The organism is Oryzihumus sp. JJN4-3R, from assembly GCF_057747915.1.
Genome location: NZ_CM173229.1, coordinates 1,971,593 through 1,991,010 on the forward strand (window position 1 = coordinate 1,971,593; position 19,418 = coordinate 1,991,010).

The 19,418-nt window shown below is 69.4% G+C and carries 15 protein-coding genes; 5 read left to right on the plus strand and 10 right to left on the minus strand.

The window, feature by feature from the left end; genetic code table 11:
- Window positions 1–17: 17 nt before the first annotated feature.
- From AC3ANM_RS09170 to AC3ANM_RS09185, 4 genes are all read right to left on the minus strand, one after another.
- The gene (locus tag AC3ANM_RS09170; protein ID WP_488287818.1) at window positions 18–1,622 is read right to left on the minus strand and encodes an ATP-binding cassette domain-containing protein; all 1,605 of its coding nucleotides are present in this window, start codon (window positions 1,620–1,622) and stop codon (window positions 18–20) included.
- A gap of 95 nt (window positions 1,623–1,717) precedes the next feature.
- A complete protein-coding gene (locus AC3ANM_RS09175) occupies window positions 1,718–2,824 on the minus strand; it encodes an O-antigen ligase family protein (protein WP_488287819.1) in 1,107 nt (368 codons plus the stop codon).
- Window positions 2,825–3,232: 408 nt separating this feature from the next.
- A complete protein-coding gene (gene gmd / locus AC3ANM_RS09180; RefSeq protein ID WP_488287820.1) occupies window positions 3,233–4,246 on the minus strand; it encodes a GDP-mannose 4,6-dehydratase in 1,014 nt (337 codons plus the stop codon).
- 547 nt (window positions 4,247–4,793) lie between these two features.
- The gene (locus AC3ANM_RS09185; RefSeq protein WP_488287821.1) at window positions 4,794–5,516 is read right to left on the minus strand and encodes an alpha-1,2-fucosyltransferase; all 723 of its coding nucleotides are present in this window, start codon (window positions 5,514–5,516) and stop codon (window positions 4,794–4,796) included.
- Window positions 5,517–6,073: 557 nt separating this feature from the next.
- Here AC3ANM_RS09185 and AC3ANM_RS09190 point away from each other — a divergent pair.
- A complete protein-coding gene (locus AC3ANM_RS09190; RefSeq protein WP_488287822.1) occupies window positions 6,074–6,643 on the plus strand; it encodes a hypothetical protein in 570 nt (189 codons plus the stop codon).
- Between the two features lie 9 nt (window positions 6,644–6,652).
- A complete protein-coding gene (locus AC3ANM_RS09195; RefSeq protein WP_488287823.1) occupies window positions 6,653–8,272 on the plus strand; it encodes an FAD-dependent monooxygenase in 1,620 nt (539 codons plus the stop codon).
- Window positions 8,273–8,398: 126 nt separating this feature from the next.
- On the opposite strand, the gene AC3ANM_RS09200 is transcribed toward AC3ANM_RS09195, so the two are convergent.
- The 5 genes from AC3ANM_RS09200 to AC3ANM_RS09220 all read right to left on the minus strand — a co-directional run bounded on the left by AC3ANM_RS09200 (window position 8,399) and on the right by AC3ANM_RS09220 (window position 14,443).
- Window positions 8,399–8,785: a hypothetical protein gene (locus AC3ANM_RS09200; RefSeq protein ID WP_488287824.1), complete on the minus strand. Its 387-nt coding sequence runs from the start codon at window positions 8,783–8,785 to the stop codon at window positions 8,399–8,401.
- 203 nt (window positions 8,786–8,988) lie between these two features.
- A complete protein-coding gene (locus AC3ANM_RS09205; protein ID WP_488287825.1) occupies window positions 8,989–10,206 on the minus strand; it encodes an FUSC family protein in 1,218 nt (405 codons plus the stop codon).
- 240 nt (window positions 10,207–10,446) lie between these two features.
- The gene (locus AC3ANM_RS09210) at window positions 10,447–12,330 is read right to left on the minus strand and encodes a bifunctional metallophosphatase/5'-nucleotidase (protein WP_488287826.1); all 1,884 of its coding nucleotides are present in this window, start codon (window positions 12,328–12,330) and stop codon (window positions 10,447–10,449) included.
- A gap of 253 nt (window positions 12,331–12,583) precedes the next feature.
- Window positions 12,584–12,790 carry a hypothetical protein gene (locus tag AC3ANM_RS09215; RefSeq protein ID WP_488287827.1) on the minus strand — a complete coding sequence of 69 codons (207 nt, stop codon included), beginning with the start codon at window positions 12,788–12,790 and terminating at the stop codon, window positions 12,584–12,586.
- A 99-nt stretch (window positions 12,791–12,889) separates the two neighbouring features.
- Complete coding sequence (locus AC3ANM_RS09220) at window positions 12,890–14,443, minus strand: hypothetical protein (protein ID WP_488287828.1); 1,554 nt, start codon at window positions 14,441–14,443, stop codon at window positions 12,890–12,892.
- A 392-nt stretch (window positions 14,444–14,835) separates the two neighbouring features.
- Here AC3ANM_RS09220 and AC3ANM_RS09225 point away from each other — a divergent pair, with 392 nt between their 5' ends.
- The 3 genes from AC3ANM_RS09225 to AC3ANM_RS09235 all read left to right on the plus strand — a co-directional run bounded on the left by AC3ANM_RS09225 (window position 14,836) and on the right by AC3ANM_RS09235 (window position 18,764).
- Window positions 14,836–16,782 (plus strand): N,N-dimethylformamidase beta subunit family domain-containing protein, encoded by a 1,947-nt coding sequence (locus tag AC3ANM_RS09225; protein ID WP_488287829.1) that lies wholly within the window; start codon window positions 14,836–14,838, stop codon window positions 16,780–16,782.
- 163 nt (window positions 16,783–16,945) lie between these two features.
- Entirely contained in the window at window positions 16,946–17,182 is a 237-nt protein-coding gene (locus AC3ANM_RS09230) for a DUF6221 family protein (protein ID WP_488287830.1), read from the plus strand.
- A gap of 637 nt (window positions 17,183–17,819) precedes the next feature.
- Entirely contained in the window at window positions 17,820–18,764 is a 945-nt protein-coding gene (locus AC3ANM_RS09235; protein WP_488287831.1) for an HNH endonuclease signature motif containing protein, read from the plus strand.
- Window positions 18,765–18,936: 172 nt separating this feature from the next.
- Here the strand turns inward: AC3ANM_RS09235 and AC3ANM_RS09240 are convergent, their stop codons facing one another.
- Complete coding sequence (locus tag AC3ANM_RS09240) at window positions 18,937–19,383, minus strand: hypothetical protein (protein WP_488287832.1); 447 nt, start codon at window positions 19,381–19,383, stop codon at window positions 18,937–18,939.
- Between the last annotated feature and the right edge of the window lie 35 nt (window positions 19,384–19,418).

Consider the following 19,418-nt stretch of genomic DNA (forward strand, 5'->3'; position numbering starts at 1 on the left):
AAGCGTTCCCGCTTCCCTCACGACACGATCACTCTGCCGTTGATCAGTTGCATCTCATGATCTACGAGGCGCGAAGTCTCTTCACGATGCGAGACCACGACGACAGCCATTTCCGGCCTTATCTCTCGTATCCGCGCGAAAATGTCAGCTTCCGCCGAAGGGTGGAGCCTCGAAGTGGTCTCGTCAAGAATGAGGAGGCTTGGCTCCGGAAGCAGGGCGCGGGCGACGGCAAGCCGAGTCTTCATGCCGCCGGAGATGTCTCGACTCATCTCATCGACCGTTCCATCATGCTCGGAACTGAACATGAACATCTTGTCGATACCGAGCGCCTCGGTGAGAGTGTCAATCTGCCTCGACGTCGCGGGCATGCGTCCACCCCAAGTAACGATCTCCCGCACATTCCCGCCAATAAGATGCACATCCTGCGGAACAACTGCAAGGCAGCTATAGAGATTTGAATTAACCATAGTCGCCACGGGACGATCGCGAAGGAGCACGTCCCCCGAATTTGGCGTCAAGACACCGCTAATAACATCGATTAGGGTGGACTTACCTCCGCCCGACGCTCCCTTTAGTGCATACCAACGGCCCGTCATGATCTCGAGACTTACGTCCTGCAAAACTGGCACGGAATGGCCGCGGTAGGAGAAATTTACATTCCGGAGTCGCAACACCGAATCCCCCAGATCCTTGGACGGTTGCCCAAGGATGGCGGGTGTCACGACCTCTTTCCAGGCAGACTTTTCGACGCTGAGTTTTTCCAAACGATCGGTCCATCGGTCAACCCAGACAGTTCCGTGGCGAGCAAATGCCATCAACTGTTGGGCGGCCTGAACTCTGGGCGTGACGCGCAAGATCAGCGCCATCACGATTAGACCGGGGAGGATTTGCCCAGTGAGGGTGACCTGAACGGACAAGACCGTGAAGATCATGGCTGCGGCAATACTCTCGACGAGAAATCGGCCACGAACTGGGATTGTCATATCGAGCAGCCGCGCCTCCCGGTGCTGCTCAAACAACTCCTGCAAATCGGAGCGCCACGCGTCTTGCGCCGGAGACACTCGGAGAGATCTTAAAGCAGTGACAAGAACCGAGGTATGTCTCGTAATCTCAGTATTCCCCGCCGCCAGCCGCTCTTGTACGGGTCGAAGGCCCCGATTAGCTCGACCATACACGTATATAATTAGGCAGCCGAAAGCGGCGCAGATCAATGTCGAACTGAACGACACCAAGAATGTGCACAAGAAGACAATTCCTGCCGCCAACACGGAGGCGCGCCCTTTGATGTACGTGATCGTCGCCTGCGCGACCTGGGGCGCCTCGGAGACAGCAGCCGACTGGAGTTCATGACCCGGTTGCCCCACGAAGTCCTCCCACGTGGCGACAAGGATCGCGTCGGAGATGACCTCACGGAGTTCGAGCTCAAGGTCGACCTGGGCCTTTGCGAATGCCCGGTCAGCCAACGCTCGTGCGGCTGTCGCCAAGAAGAGGGTCCCGGCAATTAGGAGGGCGACTAGCAGTGATTCCTGGACCGTCAAGTGGTTCTTCGACGCCGCAATGCCGAGGATTGCCAATCCGAGCGCCTCAAGTACCGCCGAGCACGCAACGGAGATAGCAGCCATGAACCCTTGTCGTTTGACTCTTCCGGCGAAAGGGCCGTACGTCTGCCACCAAGTTGGCAGCAGCCGAGCCTTCAGTTTTGGCAGATTTCCCGTGTTCACACCAGCTCCACGGCTGCACGTCCGCGCACGAGCAACTTCGACCGTAGATTCCCGCTCAATTCTGGAACCCTAGCCTCCTGCCCTCTGGCGGCCAACTCAAGGATTATGAGAAGCAGCACAAACGTGGTTGCGAATTCTTGCTCGAATATTCGTATCGGATTTTCAATCGAAAATATCGCGAGCACCCCGATGACTGCTGCCGTTTCGAATCGACTTATGTTCCCCTGTGTCATTCGATGGATACTCAGCCCCAGTGCAATGAGCAGCATTACGACGCCAGCAACTCCGGTCTCCGCTGCCGTCTGGAGCAATTGATTGTGCGCGTACGCCGGTTGGGAAGTCCCCCCAACATGTAGCGGGAAGGCACCACCACCAAGAACGGGCGAGTCTTGAAATGCCGAGATTGCTACCCTCCACGCCGCGCCGCGCCCATTGAAGTCGGTAGCCCCTGCGCCCAAGATGGAGAAGGGGAGCACCGCGCAGACCGCAATTGCGGCAACTGCCAGCATTCGTGGCCCGACCTTCGACCGGCGAAGCAGGACAATCATGGATAGCGTGACGCCGACGACCATCAACGCACCTCGCGACCCTGTTTCGTACGTGAGGTATCCGCAGAGGGCCGACAGCGCAAGTCGAGGAAGAAGACTGACCGCCCTATGTGTAAAGATGAAGAGAAACGCGAGAGCATAGAACTCGCCTGCAACGTTCGGCTGAGGAAAGAGTCCGTCAAGCCTTGGTCCTTCACCAAATCCACCTGGCCACTCGGTTGTCCAACACCATTCAGGGCTGAGCCTCAAGGAATAGAAAGTTCCAGCAAGGACCACGACAATGATCAGGAACAAGAGATCCTTCGTCAGTTTGGCATCAAGGTCTGGGAGCCAGACCAGAACTGCCGCCACAGAAGCAAGCGTCGAAACGAAAGGTAGTGCAGAGTTTGAAGGCAGTGGGTACTGGCTGAGCAGCGTGCTGAATCCGATAAGGGCAAGCCATCCCAACCAAAACGTGGTTGGGCTGCGGGATGCCACGACCATCCCTTCTCGCCGAGTTCTCAATGCAGCCGATATCAAACCTATGCCTGAGAATATGGCGAGTGCCAGAGTCATGCGTTCACTGCGAGAGGCCGATTGCAGCAGATGACCCAGTGTCGGCAGGGACACAATCGGACTTGCTCCTGTGTCCCTCTGCTGAAGGGCGCCCGCACCGAGGTCGAGACTCAAGCAGCCGAAGACAAAGACCGTGGCGACTATGGTTCGAGCGCCACCACGCCGGCGCGCAAGGGCCGCGGAAGCACACACCCTGCGCACAGGCGATGAGGTAAATACCAGGACGGTAAGGGATATTGCCACCGCGACATTTGTGAGTGCCTGAATGAGCGACGTAATCACGGGGAGGTCGCCGGCTGTCGCAATTTGGTCAGCTCAGGTGCGGAGTTGCGGGCGGCAACTGCGCCGCAGCCGCGTCCGCGTGTCCGATTCGCTCGCGCTCGCGAGCCCGATCCACCGCGTCGCACGCTAGCGGTCCGCGCGGACGAGGCGGCCGGCCAGCTGGTCTTCCACCATTTTGACGTCGGCCTCAACCATCAGCCGAGAAAGGCTGTCCCAGCGAGTCGCCGCCCGCCACCCCAGCTTCGACTCCGCTTTGGCCGGGTCGCCAAGGAGGTAGTCCACCTCAGCAGGCCGGTAATAGGCCGGGTCGATCTCGACGTAATCGCGGTAGTCCATATCGGCCGCTCTGAACGCTGCGTCAGCGAACTGCTCCACTGTCGCTCCGACGCCCGTCGCCAAGACGTAGTCATCCGGGGTGTCGGCCTGGAGCATGCGCCACATGCCCTCGACATACTCCGGCGCGTAGCCCCAGTCGCGGATGGCGTCCATGTTGCCCATGTAAAGCTTGCCCTGGATGCCAGCCTTGATGCGTGCCACGGCGCGGGTGATCTTGCGAGTCACGAAGGTCTCGCCGCGGCGAGGCGACTCGTGGTTGAAGAGGATGCCGTTCACCGCGAACAGGTCATAGGCCTCCCGATAGTTCACTGTCGCCCAGTACGAATAGATCTTGGCCACGCCGTACGGCGAGCGCGGGTGGAAGGGTGTGGTCTCGCTCTGCGGAGGCGGCGTCGAGCCGTAGAGCTCGGAGGTCGATGCCTGGTAGTAGCGCGTGTCGATCTTCGACGCGCGTACTGCCTCCAGAAGGCGGATGGTGCCCAGACCTGTGACGTCCCCGGTGTACTCCGGGGTCTCAAAACTGACCTTGACGTGGCTCTGCGCCCCGAGGTTGTAGACCTCGTCGGGCGTGACGTCGCGCAAGAGGTTCACCAAGGCCGAGGAATCGGCCAGGTCGCCGTAGTGAAGGAACAGGTTGCGACCAGACTCGTGCGGGTCTTGGTAGATGTCGTCGAGCCGCTCGGTGTTGAAGCTGGACGAGCGCCGGACGATGCCGTGCACTTCGTAGCCCTTGCTGAGCAGCAGCTCGGCGAGGTAGGAACCGTCCTGACCGGTGATGCCGGTGATGAGCGCACTCTTGCCCACAGCAATATCCCCCTGCGGGATAACCGATGGTCGCGAGCCCCACCGTGATCGCATGTCACGTTACCGGGGCGAACCCGCAAATGTGGGGCGTTCGGGCGGATGACCATATAGCGGGCATACCGATTCCTGCCCACGGCTACTCGAGGCCGGCGGATCCGCGGGCCTCGTTACGAAGCATCGCCGCGGCACCTGGTCGTCGGGCCAACTTGACGCGGGCACGCTCGGCAACATGTCCCCGAGATCAACACCTCGGCCGCCCAGAGGAACAGGGCCCTCTTGGCGAGTTGGCACCTCAGGCCTTGCGCCGCTGATATCTCCTAAACGTGGCCGCAACTACGGGGGACGCCCAGCTCGTGGTCAGCGGCGTCACGGCATATGGGCTGATGTCCGGCTTTGGTCGCCCGCAGAAGCGGCAGCCTTCACCGCTGAGGTCATTGTCATCCCGACCATCGGGCACCAGAAGGCTGTAACTCACGGTAACGCAGAAGGCTGCCTCCTCAACGGGGATGCCGGGTGAAGCTTTCCAAGGTCGTGTCCGCCGGACGGCCTAGACAGGTTCCCATTCGGGGTAGTAGCTGAAGTCAGATGGCGCGATGACTCGCGCCCCCGGCGCCAAGTATGCCGCCCAGTAGGAGAACCAGGACATCGACATGACGATGGCGCGGTGCCCCGCGAGGCCCAGCATGTCCTCGACCGGGGTGCCGCGCTGCGGTTCGACGCGGAGGCCAGGCACCTGGCGGCTAATCTCGTCAACAACGGCGTCTGGGTCGCCGTCCGTGAACAGGTCCACGACATCGTCTCCCCCAACGACCTTGCTGATGGCGCGGGCGTAGTAGTCGGCCGGCAGCGGGTAGTGTGAGTCACCGCGGCGAACGTGTAGCCCCACCCGGTCGCTTCGGACGATCTGCCGGCTATCGAGCAGCTCACGGGTCAGGGTGGGCCGGAACTCGTCAACGCGGGTAAACACCCCAGACCAGTCGAGCACCCGGTACGCGCCCGGCTTTGACGCGGCACGCCCGGTGACGTTCCCGTGGGTGTTCCCGCTACCGTCCCAGCCGTGTCCGCTCAACCGCGTGAACCGGCCAGTCAGCAACGCCGCGGTGTCCGTCATCCGCGATCGCGTCGGGTGCTGCATTGGGAACCCGTCGATGGGGTTGTGCAGGTACTCCCACCCGTAGCGCAGGGACAGGGTTCTGGCGCACGCCCATAGTTGCAGCAGGTTGCCGGTCCTGCCGCTCGGCTTGAACGTAATGGCCTCCTGTCGCCCCATGCCCTGCATCGTGCCAGAGACGGCCATGACGCCGGGTATACCTGCGAGATGCAAGCCGGGACCTGCGAATACCGACGCCGGGGCGGCTATCGCCCGAGGCGAACCGGGTCGCGGGGCGGCACACAGCACACCGGCCTGTCTGAAGAAGCGGCGGCGGCCGGCACCCGAAACTGCCGGCCGCCGCAGGGAGCCAAGATGCCCGACTGCTTGGTGATGCGGTCCAGCGGCGCCGGGGGTACGGGGACACCGTCGGCAGCTAGTTGGCGAAGCTGTCGATTTCGAGCCCGCTGATGTAAGCCCTTCTCGCCGTTAGTGAACGCGCCAACCCGTCGCCACCGTGGGACAGGAAGTTATTGGACACCAATCGGAGGTCCGCGGGGCGTCGTGGATCACCGTCGTGCCGTTGATCGTCACCGAGCGGGGGACGACCACCGGGCCGGCCGCGCCGTGCCGTCACGCTGAGTTCAGTTGGGCCGGTGACGGCACGGGCCGTTTGGCCCGTTCGCTTCACCCGCATAGCCGGACATGCTGGTGACCCTCGACGAGGGGAACACGCCATGCCCGAGCAACCGCACCTGCCGGTCGCGCCGGCCGCCACCGCCTTGGCAAAGTGCGCCGCGATGACAGCCGCGCTGACCGCCCAGCGGCGGATCCATCAGCCGCCGCAGCACGTCGGCCTGCGGCTGCACTTCGCCGACGGGACCACGCCCCGGGTCTACCGCGAGACCACGGTCGACCGACCGCCGACGCGGAACCCCGCCGTGCTCGTCGTCTGCTTCCAGCTGCGCGGCGTCCGAGGCCGGGGCCACCGCGCGTTCCGGGTGGAGAGCGAGCTCAACACGCCCCTGTTCGTCGGCTTCCCCGGCTTCGTCTCCAAGCTCTGGCTCGCGCATGACGACAACGGCTACTACCGCGGGCTCTACGAGTGGGACGGCGCCGGTCTGGCCGAGGACTACGTGCGGGCCCTGTGGTGGGTGCTCGCCCTGGTCAGCCACCACGACTCGATCCACTACGCGATCACCCCCGGCATCCGGCGCGACCGGCTGCTCCACGACCCGGACGCCACGGCTCAGCCGGGCGTCCCCGCCTGGGCCCGGCTGACCGCGGCCGTCCGCAGCGTCGCCTGAGTGGCCGCCGTGAGCACCCACCCGAGCAGCGACCACCCGGTCGACGTCCTCGTCGTCGGCGCCGGGCCGAGCGGGCTGGCCCTGGCGTTGCAGGCCCACGACCACGGCGCGCACGTGCGGGTGGTCGAGCGCCGACCCGAGCCGTTCCGCCCGTCCCGGGCACTCGTCATGCACCCGCGCACCCTGGAGGTGCTGCGCCCGCTCGGGGTCACCGACGCGCTGCTCGGCCGGGCCGACACCTCCCCGGCGGTGCAGCTGCACCTCGGCCGCCGGGTCGTCCCGGTCCAGGTCGCCGACCTCGACCTGCCCGACACCGCCTTCCCCCACCTCACGCTCATCCGCCAGGCCGAGGTCGAGGCGGTCCTCGCCGAGGCCCTCGCCGATCGAGGGGTCCACATCGAGCGTGGCGTCGAGCTCATGCGGGCCATCAACGCGGTGCACCACGCCCGCGCCACCCTCAGCAGCCCCACCGGCGTCGAAGAGGTCGGCTGCCGGTTCATCGGAGGCTGCGACGGACCCGCCAGCACCGTGCGCGGCTCGACCGGCATCGGCTGGCGCGGCGGCCCCTACGCCCAGGAGGTCGTCCTGGCCGACCTCGAGCTCGACGGCGACCTGGCCCCCGGCGTCGCCCACGTCGTGGCCGGGCGGCGCGGCCTGCTCTTCCTCTTCGCCATCGGCGAGCGCGCCACCTGGCGGATGCTCGCCACCCAGCCGGCCGGGGCCGACCCGCTCCCCTTCGGTCAGCCCGGCCCGCCCGTGCCCGGCCACGAGCTCCAGGCCCTCATCGACGACTCCGGCCTGCCCGCCCAGATCAGCCACGTCGCCTGGTCGGCCCGGGTCCGGCTCCAGCACCGCCTCGCCACCGCGATGCGCAGCGGCCGGCTCTTCCTCGTCGGCGACGCCGCCCACGCGCACTCCCCCGCCGCCGCGCAGGGCATGAACACCGGCCTGCAGGACGCCACCAACCTCGGCTGGAAGCTGGCACTGGCCGCCCGCGCCGAGCGGCACGGCGCCGGGACCCAGATCCTGCTCGACTCCTACGAGGGCGAGCGCCGGCCCATCGCCCGGCTCGTCCTGGCCGCCACCCACGCCGTGTTCTGGGCCGAGGCCGGCACCGACCCCGTCGCCAGCGTCGTCCGGGGCCGGCTCGCCCCTCTCGGCGCGCCGCTCATCCCGCCGGTGCTGCGGCAGCGGTGGCTGGTCGCCGAGGGGGTGCGGCTGCTGTCCGGCTTCCGGGTCAGCTATCGCAGCAGCCCGCTCTCGGTCGAGGACTCACCCCACTCCCGCAACGAGTCCCGCGCCGGGGAGCGCCTGCCCGACGAGGACGTCACCTGCGACGGCCGCCACCTCCAGCTGCACGAGCTCATCGCCGGGCCCGGGGTCCACGTCCTGCTCGAGCGCGACGCCCCACCGGTCTCCCTGGCCGAGCTCGGCCAGCCCGGACCGCAGAGCGACGCCCACCCCAGCCAGCGGCCCGGCCCACACATCCACCGCATCGCCAGCCATCCCGGCGGCGGGGTCACCGTCGTCCGCCCGGACGGCTACGTCGGCTACCGCAGCGACCACGCCTCCCCCGCCCGGATCCGCGACTGGCTCGTCCTCGCCGGCCTGGCCGGCCACCACGCCTAGCCTGCGACCCGCCCGGGTGACCCGAGCGGAGAAGCCGGGCACACGGCATACCGGGAGACGACCGGGACCGGGCGCGGACATGGCGACGGCCGGCGCCTCGCGGTGCCGGCCGTCGCCGGGTGGGTCCTACTGGTGCTGCAGCCGCGCCGGCTGGTGGCCGGCGTGGATGAAGCCGGCGCGGTCGGCCTCGATGACCGCCCACACGACCAGGATCGTGACCATGAAGACCGCCAGCAGCACCTCAGCCGCTGCCGTCTCCGCGAGCAGGAGCGTGATCACACCGATCACACCGGAGCTCGCCGCCATGACGTTCTCCGTGGTGCCTGCGCGGTCGTGCGTCTCACTGGGCCACAGCACGAGGAACGCCGCAGCGCCCAGCACCAGGCCGAGTGCAGACATCCCGCGCGGGTCCTTGATGAACGGCAGGTCGCCGTTGACCAGGTAAGCCACGTACGGGATCGCGATCAGCGCCACCAGGATCGTCGCCAACAGATCTCGAGTCTTGAGCTTCATTCTCATCACCTCCCCACACCCTCAGCCTCGTCGCCAGGGCAGCGGGCACCGGTGCCGTTGGTCCCCTCTGGGGGCCTGCCGGACCGTCATGAGGGCAGGTCAGGCGCTTGGTCCCGGGCACAACGACCCGGTATGCCGCGCCTCACCGCGCGAGCCAGGCACCCGGCATACCGTGAGGGGGCGGGCCCGGTCTTGGCGCGGGGCTACCGGCCGGTCGGTGTGGGTTCATGGACCGGGACCGGGCCGGTGTCCGTTGGAACGGCTGCTTGGTCCTGCTCGGCCTGGAACTCCCGCACCATGCGCTGGGCATCGATGATCAGCGCGCCATAGGCCGGCCACGCATGGGGGTCGGCCAGCGGGCTGTCGCGGATCTCGTCACGCAGTCGCTCCAGCATCGAGTTGGCCCGGCGCAGGTCCTCCTCCAGGGCCGTACGGTCCACGTCCTGCTGGCGGCCGAAGTGCCCGACGGCCGACCCGAGACTCTCCAGCACCGAGGCGTAGTCGGGCAAGAAGGAGGACGACGGGGCCGGGTGGTGGGCCTCCTCTTCCGCCCCGTCGACGAGGGTGCGGGCGATCCCGGCAGCCTGCCACTGCGCGCGTCGCAACGTCTCCACGGCCCGCTCGTAGCCGACCCAGTTGATCTGCAGCGGCCGGACGTTTTCCCTGGGGTTGAAACGGGTGCTCTCCCGCCCGGTGGACACGTGCTCGATCACCTCGGGAACGCTCTGGGCGATCTCGCTGCTCCGGTCGTACCAGCCCCGAGCCTGCTGCGCGTCCCAGCCCTGCCTGAGGCCATCGGCCATATCGGTCAACAGCTGGCGCACCTGTGCCGCCAGGGCGTCCACCCTCTGGCGCGGCTCCCGCACGTGCAGTGGGGGAAAGACCGCGACATTCGTGGCCACGCCGACGAGGCCGCCGGCCACGGTCTCCACCAGGGTCATGACGGTGAAGCCCGCGCTCGTGCCTCCCGCGGTGACCAGAGCCAGCAAGACCATCGCCGGCACCTGGATGCCGTGCTCGCCCAGCCGGCGCCAGCGGCCCACCAGCAGGGCCAGCAACATCACCGGCAACACGCTCCACCAGTGGACGCCGGCAACCGACTCGACCAGCCCGGCCACCGCCATGCCGACCGTGACGGCGGCCAAACGCTGAGCACTGGCCAGCAACGACCGAACCACGGTCCGGTCCACCACCAGCAGGGCCGCCATGGGGGCGTAGAAGGGGGTCGAGCTGCGCAGGAGATGCACCGCCAGCTGCCAGGAGATGACGGTGGCCAGCGCCGACTTGGTGAGCAGCAACGCGGTGTCGCGCTCCGGGCCCGCGCGCGTGATCGCGGTCCGCACGGTGCCCGCCCAGGTGCTGAGCTCAGTCCGACTGGCGCGCAGGAGATGTCGCGGGCTGAACGAGGCAAAGACCGTCACACAGTCAACTTAGGCCACACCAGTCTCATGCCTGCGGGGGCCAGCTGATGCTCACCACGAGCAACCCGGACCCAGAAATGGACCGGTGTGGCTGGGCGAGTGCGTCTGTGCTGGAGCCCGGACGGCAAGCACGAGACGTGCGCCTCACCGCGTGAGGCAGGCACCCGGCATACCGGGGAATGAAAAAAGCGGCGGTCGGCACCGGAAGGTGCCGACCGCCGCCACAGGGGATGCTGGACCCTACTGCTTGGTGATGCGGTCCAGGGCAGCCGGGGTGTACGGCGACACCGTCGGCAGGTAGTTGGCGAAGCTGTCGATGTCGAGCCCGCCGATGTACTTGTTCTTCCCGTTGGTGAAGGCGGCGAAGTTGTCGCCGCCGTCGGACAGGAAGTTGTTGGACACCACGCGGAAGGTCTGCGAGCCGTCGTTGGCCACGGTCGTGCCACCGACCTTCACCGAGCCGGGGACGACCTCCGGGCCGGCCGCGCCGTCCCGCCAGGCGTAGCTGAAGCCCTTGGACACCTGGAGGAACTTGGTGTTGCTCGGGCCGGCGTTCTTGCCGCTCCACTGCTGCTGGAGCAGGGCGTAGAGGTCGGCGCCGGTGAGGTCCATCGAGACGACGTAGTTGTTGAACGGCTGGACCGTGAACGCCTCCTCGTAGGTCACCACGCCGTCGCCCTCACCCTTGGGCGAGGAGGCGTAGGTGAGGTCCGCGCGGATGCCGCCCGGGTTCATGAACGCCACCTGCGGGGTCTTGCCGCCGGTGACGACCGACGGGTCGTTGACCTGCGCGTCGGCGATGAGGTCACCCAGCGGCTGCTCCCCGGCGGGGCTGGCCGCGCGGGTCACGTCGGTGGTGATGGTGCCCAGGTGCTTCTCGGCGATCGGCTTGATCAGCGCGGCGTAGGTGCTGATGATCTGGGACTCCGCCGCGTCCTTGGCCACGTCACGGGTGACGATCATGTTGGAGCCCTGGACCGAGGCGCGCACGATGTCGCGGGTGCGCTGGTCGTAGGTCAGGTCGGTCTCGGTGAACAGCCGGCCGAAGGAGGACGCCGAGGTCACCAGGCGCTGCTGGCCCGCGGGGTCGGGGACGTTGCAGACGTAGGGCTGGTGGGTGTGCCCGGAGATGACCATGTCGATCTGCGGGGACAGCTTGGCCGCGATCGGCAGGATCGCCGAGTCGGGGGCCAGCGTGCCGCCCTTGCCGCAGGCGTAGTCGTAGGTGGCGTTGGCGTTGTAGACCTTGCCGTCCGGGCCGGTCCACTGCTGCACCGCCGGGACACCGCCCTGGTGGATCAGCACGACGATCGCGTTGACGCCCTGGCGCTCCAGCACCGGCACCAGCGCGTTGGCGGTCTCGACCTCGTCGGTGAACTCCAGGCCCTTGATGCCGGCCTGGCTGACGATGCTCGGGGTCTCCTTCAGCGTCATGCCGATGAAGCCGACCTTGGCGCCGTTGGCGAAGTGCTTGACCCAGTAGGGCGGCAGGATCGTCTGCTTCTTGCCCGCGTAGTGCACGTTGGCCGCGAGGTAGTGGAAGTCCGCGCCCGCGAAGGTGTGGTCGGCGCAGGAGTTCTGGTTGGCCTGGCCGGCACCGTCGTCGATGCAGCCGCCGTACTGCATGCGCTGGAGCTCCTGGTAGCCCTCGTCGAACTCGTGGTTGCCCACCGAGGTCGCCTCCAGGCCAAGGGCGTTCATCGCCTCGATGGTCGGCTCGTCGTGGAACGCGGCCGACAGCAGCGGCGAGGCGCCGATGATGTCGCCGGCGGCGACGGTGACCGTGTTGGGGTGGCCCTCGCGGGCGTCCTTGAGGTGCGTGGCGAGGTACTCCACGCCGCCGGCGTCCTTGGTGACGTCGGTGACCTTGCCGGTGCTCGTGTTGAGCTGGTGGTCCACCGTGACCCGGCCACTGGAGCCGCTGGGGGCCTCGAGGTTCCCGTGGAAGTCGTTGAACGACAGGATCTGGATCTGGCTGGTGCCGCTCCTGCCGGCCTGGGCGTGAGCCTGGCCCTGGGCCTGGGCCGCGCCGCCGGTCAGGGCGACACCGGTGGCCGCGGCCCCCGTGGTGGTGAGGGCGACGGCCAGGACGCCGGTCAGGCGTCGTGCACGTGCGAAGGACATGGTGCTCCTGGGTGTGCAGTCGTGAGGGTGAGCGCCACGAGCGGGACGTTCGTGGCGGTCGTGACGCCTGAGACGGCGGTCGGGACATAGACAACACGACAAACCCGCGCATTTGGGGCTAGTTGCGCAACTTTTCTGTCAAGCGGCTGTGCGGCGCGGCGGCCGAGCCCTGTGCGGACCGACGATCATCGCGGCAAGTTGGTGCGTCCTGCCGCCCCGAAACCCTTGCGAGGATCGTCGCCCGGTCACGCCGTCAGGGCGTCGGGCTGCCCTCGGCCCGGCCCGGGCCACGTCCGCGGCTCCCCTGCAACCACCGCGCGTGACCGGGCCGGACCGGCGCCGGCTCGCTGACCCCGGGCGGCAGGCCCCGCACCCAGGTCAGCAGCACACCGGCGCTGAGCAGGCTGGCTGCCAAGAGGACCAGGACCACCGTGAGCCCGAAGTCGGCACCGCCACCCATGCCCCCAGACGATGCCTCGCGCCCTCGCCGGAGGCGGCCGCTGTTGCGAAGCGCGGTTTGGCCCGCAACAGCGCAGCCGGGCGGGCGGCCGGCCGCGGGTCAGCCGGGCTGGGACTCGGGCCGCACATGCGCGGGGAGGTCCAGCCACCAGGCGGCGCTCTGCCGCCACGGCCCGCTCGGCGGGCCGCCCGAGAGCAGGTCGGACCGGCCGCGCATACCGAGGGCGTAGGCCAGCGCCCCCAGCTCCTGCGCCGCCCCCGCGCCGCCGTCCGCCCCACCCGCCAGCCGGTATGCGCGGTCGGCCAGCCGCTGCTCGCGGCTCGCTGCGGCCGCTCGGTCCGGCTCCGGGCAGTTGCCCACGGCCCAGCAGGCCTCCACGGCCAGGTCGGCGTCCTCGCCGAGCGCCAGCGCGGTCAACAGGTCGAGGTCGCCCGGCTGGACGAGGAAGCACAGCGTGTCCACCGCCTCGTGCGCCGTCGTCAGGTCGCCGCGGGCCAGCGCGGAGCGCAGCTGGGCGCCGTAGGCCGCGCCGACGGTGGGGCCGACCGGGGAGAGCAGCAGGGCGGTGAGGGCGGTGCCGCGCGACTCCTCGTTGGTGTCCTGGGCGGACTGGTCCAGCAGCCGACGCAGGGTGGGGTGGTCCTCCAGCGGGGCGCCCAGGGTCTCGATCAGGTGGCGGCGCACCTGCGTCATCAGCCGCTGCCCGGACGTCGAGTGGAAGGCGCTGCCGTCATGCAGGATCGACGCGGCCGCGGTGTTGCGCGTCCGCGCCAGCACGGTCTGCGCCAGGCGCTGGCGGGTCGGCTGGTCCACCGCGAGGAGCAGGTTCGCGGCGCTGCGGCGCACCCGGTGGGAGGCATCGTCCGCGCACAGGCGCTCCCAGGCCGCACGGCATACCCGTCCGGCGAGCTCCGGCGGCAACCGCCGGCTGCGCACCTGACTGCCCGCGGTGAAGAGGGCGGCGCGCAGGGCGTTGTCGTTGACCGGGTGCTCCAGGTGGTGCAGGAGCAGCTCGCCGACCCCGTCGTGGCCGGTGTAGTTGAGCAGCGCAACCACGTCGCTGTAGACCTGCGCGTCCGGGTCCGCGAGCGTGGCACTGGCCAGCTCGAAGACCACCGGGCCGACGCGGGGGTGGCCGGCCAGGCGCGAGATGGCCTCGCCGCGCAGGGCGTACTCCAGGCCGGTGCTGACGCTCAGCTCCAGCAGGCCACGGCGCAGCAGCGCCTCGGCGTCGCGCGGGCGGATGAGGGCGTCCGGCAGCAGCGCCAGCACCGCGGACAGCTCGTCCCAGTCGGTGCCCCGCATCCGCTCCTCGCCGAGGGCCTTCTCGAGGAGGTCCAGCGCGACGGCGCCAGGGTCGGCCGGGGCCGGGCGCGGCAGGTACGGCGCCGGGTGCACCGGCTGCTCCTGCCGCGCGAGCGTGTCGACCGCCGCCAGCAGCTGGCCGTCCGGCAGGTCGAGGACCACCTCGTAGCGGCGCAGGATCGCGTGGCTCGGCTGCGCCTGCGCGCTCTCCCACCGGGTCACCTGGGACCGGTGCACCGCGGGGGCCCGGCCCGCGCCGGTAGCGAACGCCGAGGCCGTGCGCAGCCGCTCGTCGGCGGCGAACCGGCGAGCGGTCCGCAGCAGCCAGGACACGTCGTCGGTCAGCACCGGGTCAGTATCGCGCCGAGCACCGCGCCAGTGGCCGGTTTTCGCGACTCCTGAGGCGCCTCCTGAGACGACTCCTGAGGCGACTCCTGAGGCGAGCCGCGCGGGTCGGCCATTTCGCCCTCGCGCGGAGGCCTGCGCGGATAAACTCGCCGTCGGCGCCGTGAGTGACGACCGCCCGGGCACCGGAGCCGATGGCTCCGGGGGGCGCTCTCTCAGGCCCGTTCTCGCCCGTCCACACACTGGGGGCCGCGCCGTCGAGGCGCGCACGGGCAGACACAACCCAAGGGCTGACCACCGCAGCCGGGCTCACCGCCGAGCCCGGCTGATGACTGAACCACGCTCCGTGGAGGGACTCCGCTTCGTCCCCCCGCGGACTCACCAGGGGAACGTACGTGAAACGACTGGCCGCTCTGGCCTCACTTGCCGCGCTGCTCATCTCGCTGACCGCCGTGCAGCCGGCGCAGGCCGCCATCAGCCCCGCCGTCGTCGTCGCGATGTCGCCCGCAACGGCCGGCGCCGGGACCAGGCTCGTCTACGCGGCCACCATCACCCGGTCGGGCTACCTGACCAGCGTCGAGATGTCCTTCCCGCCCGGGACCCACGGCATTGGCCGTGTCTCCTCCGGCACCCTTCGCGGGGCGGGGAGCTACCGGATGGTCTGGACCCCTGCGCACCGGGTCTACTGGCATGCGGGCTCACGACTCCGGGTCACCGTGGACGGGTTCTCCCTGCCGACCAGGGCCGGGACCTACCCCCTGACGTTCACCGCGTGGGCCGGCCGCACGGCCCTGACCCGCGGGCAGGCTCCCGTCACGGTCAAGGCCAAGCGCGCTGCCGGCGTCACCGTGGCCTCCCCGAACCCGGTTCCCCGTGCGGTCAGGCTCGCCCCCGCGCCGCTCCCCGCCGTCCCGGCCGGCTGCCCGAGGAGCTACCCCTCCACCGTGGTGGAGAACGCCCGGCCCGGCGCGACCGACTGGACGATCGGCACCGGTCCGCAGGCGTCGCCCTACACCAGTGACATCACGGGCGCGGTGTCGCTGTACACGACCCAGACGTCGGCCGCCTGCGGCGAGTCCGTCGGGCTGAAGATCTCCTCAGCGATGCCGGTGACCCTCACCGCCTACCGCATCGGTTACTACGGCGGCCTGGGCGCGCGGAAGGTGTGGACCTCGCCGGACCCGGTGGCCACCTCGCTCCAGACCGGCGCGACGACGGACCCGACGACGCAGCAGGTGTCCACCGCCTGGCCGGTGTCCACGCAGGTCGCCATCACCGGTGACTTCGTGCCCGGCGTCTACCTCCTGGAGGCCAGCGACGGCGTCAACGCCGCCTACGCGCCGCTGACCGTGCGCGACGACACCCGCAGGCACGACGTCCTCATCCAGCAGGCCACGGCGACCTGGCAGGCGTACAACAGCTACGGCGGTCACAACTTCTACAACGGGTCGAACACGTTGAGCTACGACCGCCCCTACGTGGAGGGTCAGGGCTCGGGGCAGTTCCTCTCGCTGGAGCAGGGGTTCATCTTCTGGGCCGAGCGCCACGGGATCGACGCCGCCTACTGGACCGACGAGGACCTGCACCGGTACGGCGCGCAGGTGCCCGAGCGCGCCGGCACGCTGATCCTGCCGGCCCACGACGAGTACTACTCCGAGGGCATGCGGCAGGCCCTGTCCTCGGCGGTCCTCAACGGGGTGAACGTCCTCAACCTGGGCGCAAACACCGTCTACCGGCGGATCGTCTACTCCCCCGACCTGCGGACCTTCACCCTGGACCGCGCGAAGTCCTCGTTCCGCGCGTGGGGCAGCGCGTGGGACGAGCAGTCGATCCTCGGGGCCCAGTACTACTGCTCGGGCGCCTCGGGGTCCCTGACTGCCGGGACCACCTGGCTGTGGGCGGGCATCCCCGAGGGGACGCAGATCTCCGGCCTCGTCAACGGCGAGAACGACCTGGTGTGGTCGCGGGCCCCGTCGCCTGCGGGCGTCGCGGTCCTGGCGACCGGCACCGGCACGTGCCACTGGGGCGAGACGACACGCGCCGACGTCGTGGCCCACGTCGCCCCCTCCGGCGCGCACGTGTTCAACGGGTCGACCTTCGCCTTCTCCTGCTTCCTCGTCGCGCGCTGTCCCTCGAACTGGCACGGCACCGACGGAGGCCCGCTCGAGGTCTCGGCGCAGGACCAGGCCGAGGTGTCGCAGATGATCACGAACCTCATGGCCTGGGCCGGCGTCAGCCTCCACGACGTGGCGCCCCCGCCGCTGAGGATGCGCGCGGCCGTCCGCCCGCCGGTGATCCCGCAGCTGCCTCTCGCCGACGAGTCCGGGGCGGCCGACGACTGAGGACAGGGCGGCCGACGACTGACCCTCCGAGGCGGCGCGCGTGGGGTGCCACAGCGCTGGGAGGCGACGGGGCTCGATACCGGCGGTTGGTGGCGAGTCTGGCCCGGCGAGTCACTCCCCGAAGTTCGAGCCGCGAGGCGGGCGGCGGGGTGACAATGGGCCGGTGAGCGACCTCGTGGAGTACCTGTTCGACCGGATCGAGCGTGACGAGGAGCTGGCCGCGGGCGGCGGGGACCAGCTGTGGAGCGCCGAGCGGGTGTCCGCCGAGTGCGACGCCAAGCGCCGCATCCTCGCGTATGCCGAGATCCTGCTCGCCTCCGAGGAGACCCGGCACGAGGGCCTCGAGCTGCTGGAGATCCTCGCCTCCCCGTATGCCGTGGAGCCCAGCTCCCAGCGCTGAGTCACCTTCTCGCTGAGTCACCCCGTCGTCGCTCGTCGGCGTCGTTCGCCGGCGTCGTTCGCCGGCGTCGCCCGCGGCGGTGCGATGCCGCGAATCTGCTCGCCCTGGGCTCTTGCTCTCCTGTTCGAACACCTGTACGATTTCCGCAGGGGGTTCGACATGGGGGATCTGGAGCAGGAGCTGGCCGAGGTCTGCGGCGGCCTGAACCAGCTGCACGCGCGACTGGTGCGCGTCGTCGCCAGGGCACTGGTCGACGACGGCTGGGCCGGCGGCGGGATCCGCTCACCCGAGCACTGGCTGATGCTGCGGGCCGGGGTCTCCCAGTCGCGCGCCCGGGCCCTGGTGGAGGTGGCCGCCCGCCGGCAGGAGCTGCCGACCGTGATGGGCGCGTTCGACGAGGGGCAGCTGTCCTTCGAGCAGGTGACCGCGGTGGCCCGGCACGCACCGGCCCACATGGAGGCCTCGGTGACCGAGCTGGCCCTCGACGCGACGGTGGAGCAGCTGTCCCGCTCGCTCTCGCGCTACGCGTTCGACCCGCCGCCCGACCCGACCGCCGGCGGCCCGGACGGCACCCGGCCGGGCATCTCGACCGCGCCGACTCCCGAGGAGCGGGGCCAAGGAGCCGGCCGAGCTGTCGATGACCTACGACGGCACCGGCCGCTTCTTCCTGCGGCTGGATGCCCCGGCGGATCAGGGCGCCCTCGTGGAGGCCGCCCTGAAGGAGGCCAAGGACGCCCTCTTCCAGGCGGGGCACCCTCACGTCACGTGGGGTGCCGCCCTGACCGAGGTCTGCGAGCGCTCCCTGGACGCGCCGACCTCGAGCGGGCGGCGCGACAAGTTCAAGGTGCTGGTCCACCTCGACACCGACGGCGGCTGGCTCAACGGCAGGCCCGCACTGCCGCAGCACCTGGTCGACAAGCTCACCTGCGCGGGCAGCCTGCGCCCGGTCTGGGAGACCGAGGGGCACCCGGTCAACGTCGGGCGGGCGCTGCGGATCGTGCCCGAGCGCACCCGGGCCCTCGTCGAGGACCGCGACCGCGGCTGCCGCTTCCCGGGGTGCACGGCCACCGGCTACGTCGAGATCCACCACGTGATCACGTGGGCCAACAACGGGCCCACCGACACCCCGAACCTCTGCAGCCTCTGCCCCTTCCACCACGACCGGCTCCACGCGGGCGACTACTCACTCACGGGCGACGCCGACGACCCCCACGGCCTGGTCTTCACCGACCGCCACGGGTTCCCGATCACCGGGCCACGCTTCCGCCCCCCACCCCCGCCGGCCGAACACCCGGCCGCAACCGGTCGCCTCGCTGGCAGCAGGATCGCCAGCCCGATGAGCGGGTCGCCCGAAGGCGAGCCAGGCGAGGACGTCACCACCGGGCGCAATGAACCACCGCCGCACGCCGGGATCCCCGACGCCCCGCCTTATGCCGGACCCACCGGCGAACGGCTCATCACCAAGTGGGTCATCTTCACCGCCAACCAGCCCCCGGCCACCGACCCACCACCCTGGGCCGTCGCCCCTCCCTCGACCGAGGACCCGCCCGACCGCTCCCCCGCGACGGCAACGCCGACCTGACCAGGCTTGGCCCGCAGCACGCGGGGGTCCCGGAGTCGGCCGCCCGCGAGCGGCGACCCACCCATGTCTGCCGACAACCCGCTCGCGAGTGGGGACCCGCCCGACCGCTTCCGCGTGGCGGCCGCGCCCACCTGACCTGGCGCCTGACCGCGGGGGCCACGTGCGGCTCGCCTCAGGGTGCCGCGAGGAGTTCGCGTGGCAGAGACAGGGCACGCGCTCCTGCCACCTCGACGATGGCGCGGCGCTCCGCATCGGTGACCGAGAGATACGCCGGGCGTCCCCCGTCGACAGCGTCGAAGACCTCGCCGCGCGGGCCGGACACGAGCGCCTCGGGTGAGCTGTACGCCCACCGGCAGAACAAGTTCACCTGGGTGGGGTCACGCGGGTCCAGGTCGATGGCCCAGGTCCGCCCGCGTCGGAAGTCCCCGCAGGTGGCCGCAATCTCCAGCAGCGCCGCGCGCGCGTGAGCGGCGTCGGGGTCGATCGGGGTGAAGGCGGGTTCGAAGTCGACGTACAGCCGCGTCACCTCTGCCGCGAGGACCCCAAGGCTGCACTCGAGCAGGTCGGCCGCTTCGCTCTCCAGGGCGAAGTCACCGGCCGAGACGGAGTACCGCCTCACGTCGTGGCCACGCCCCAGGCCCGCGAGCCCCTGCC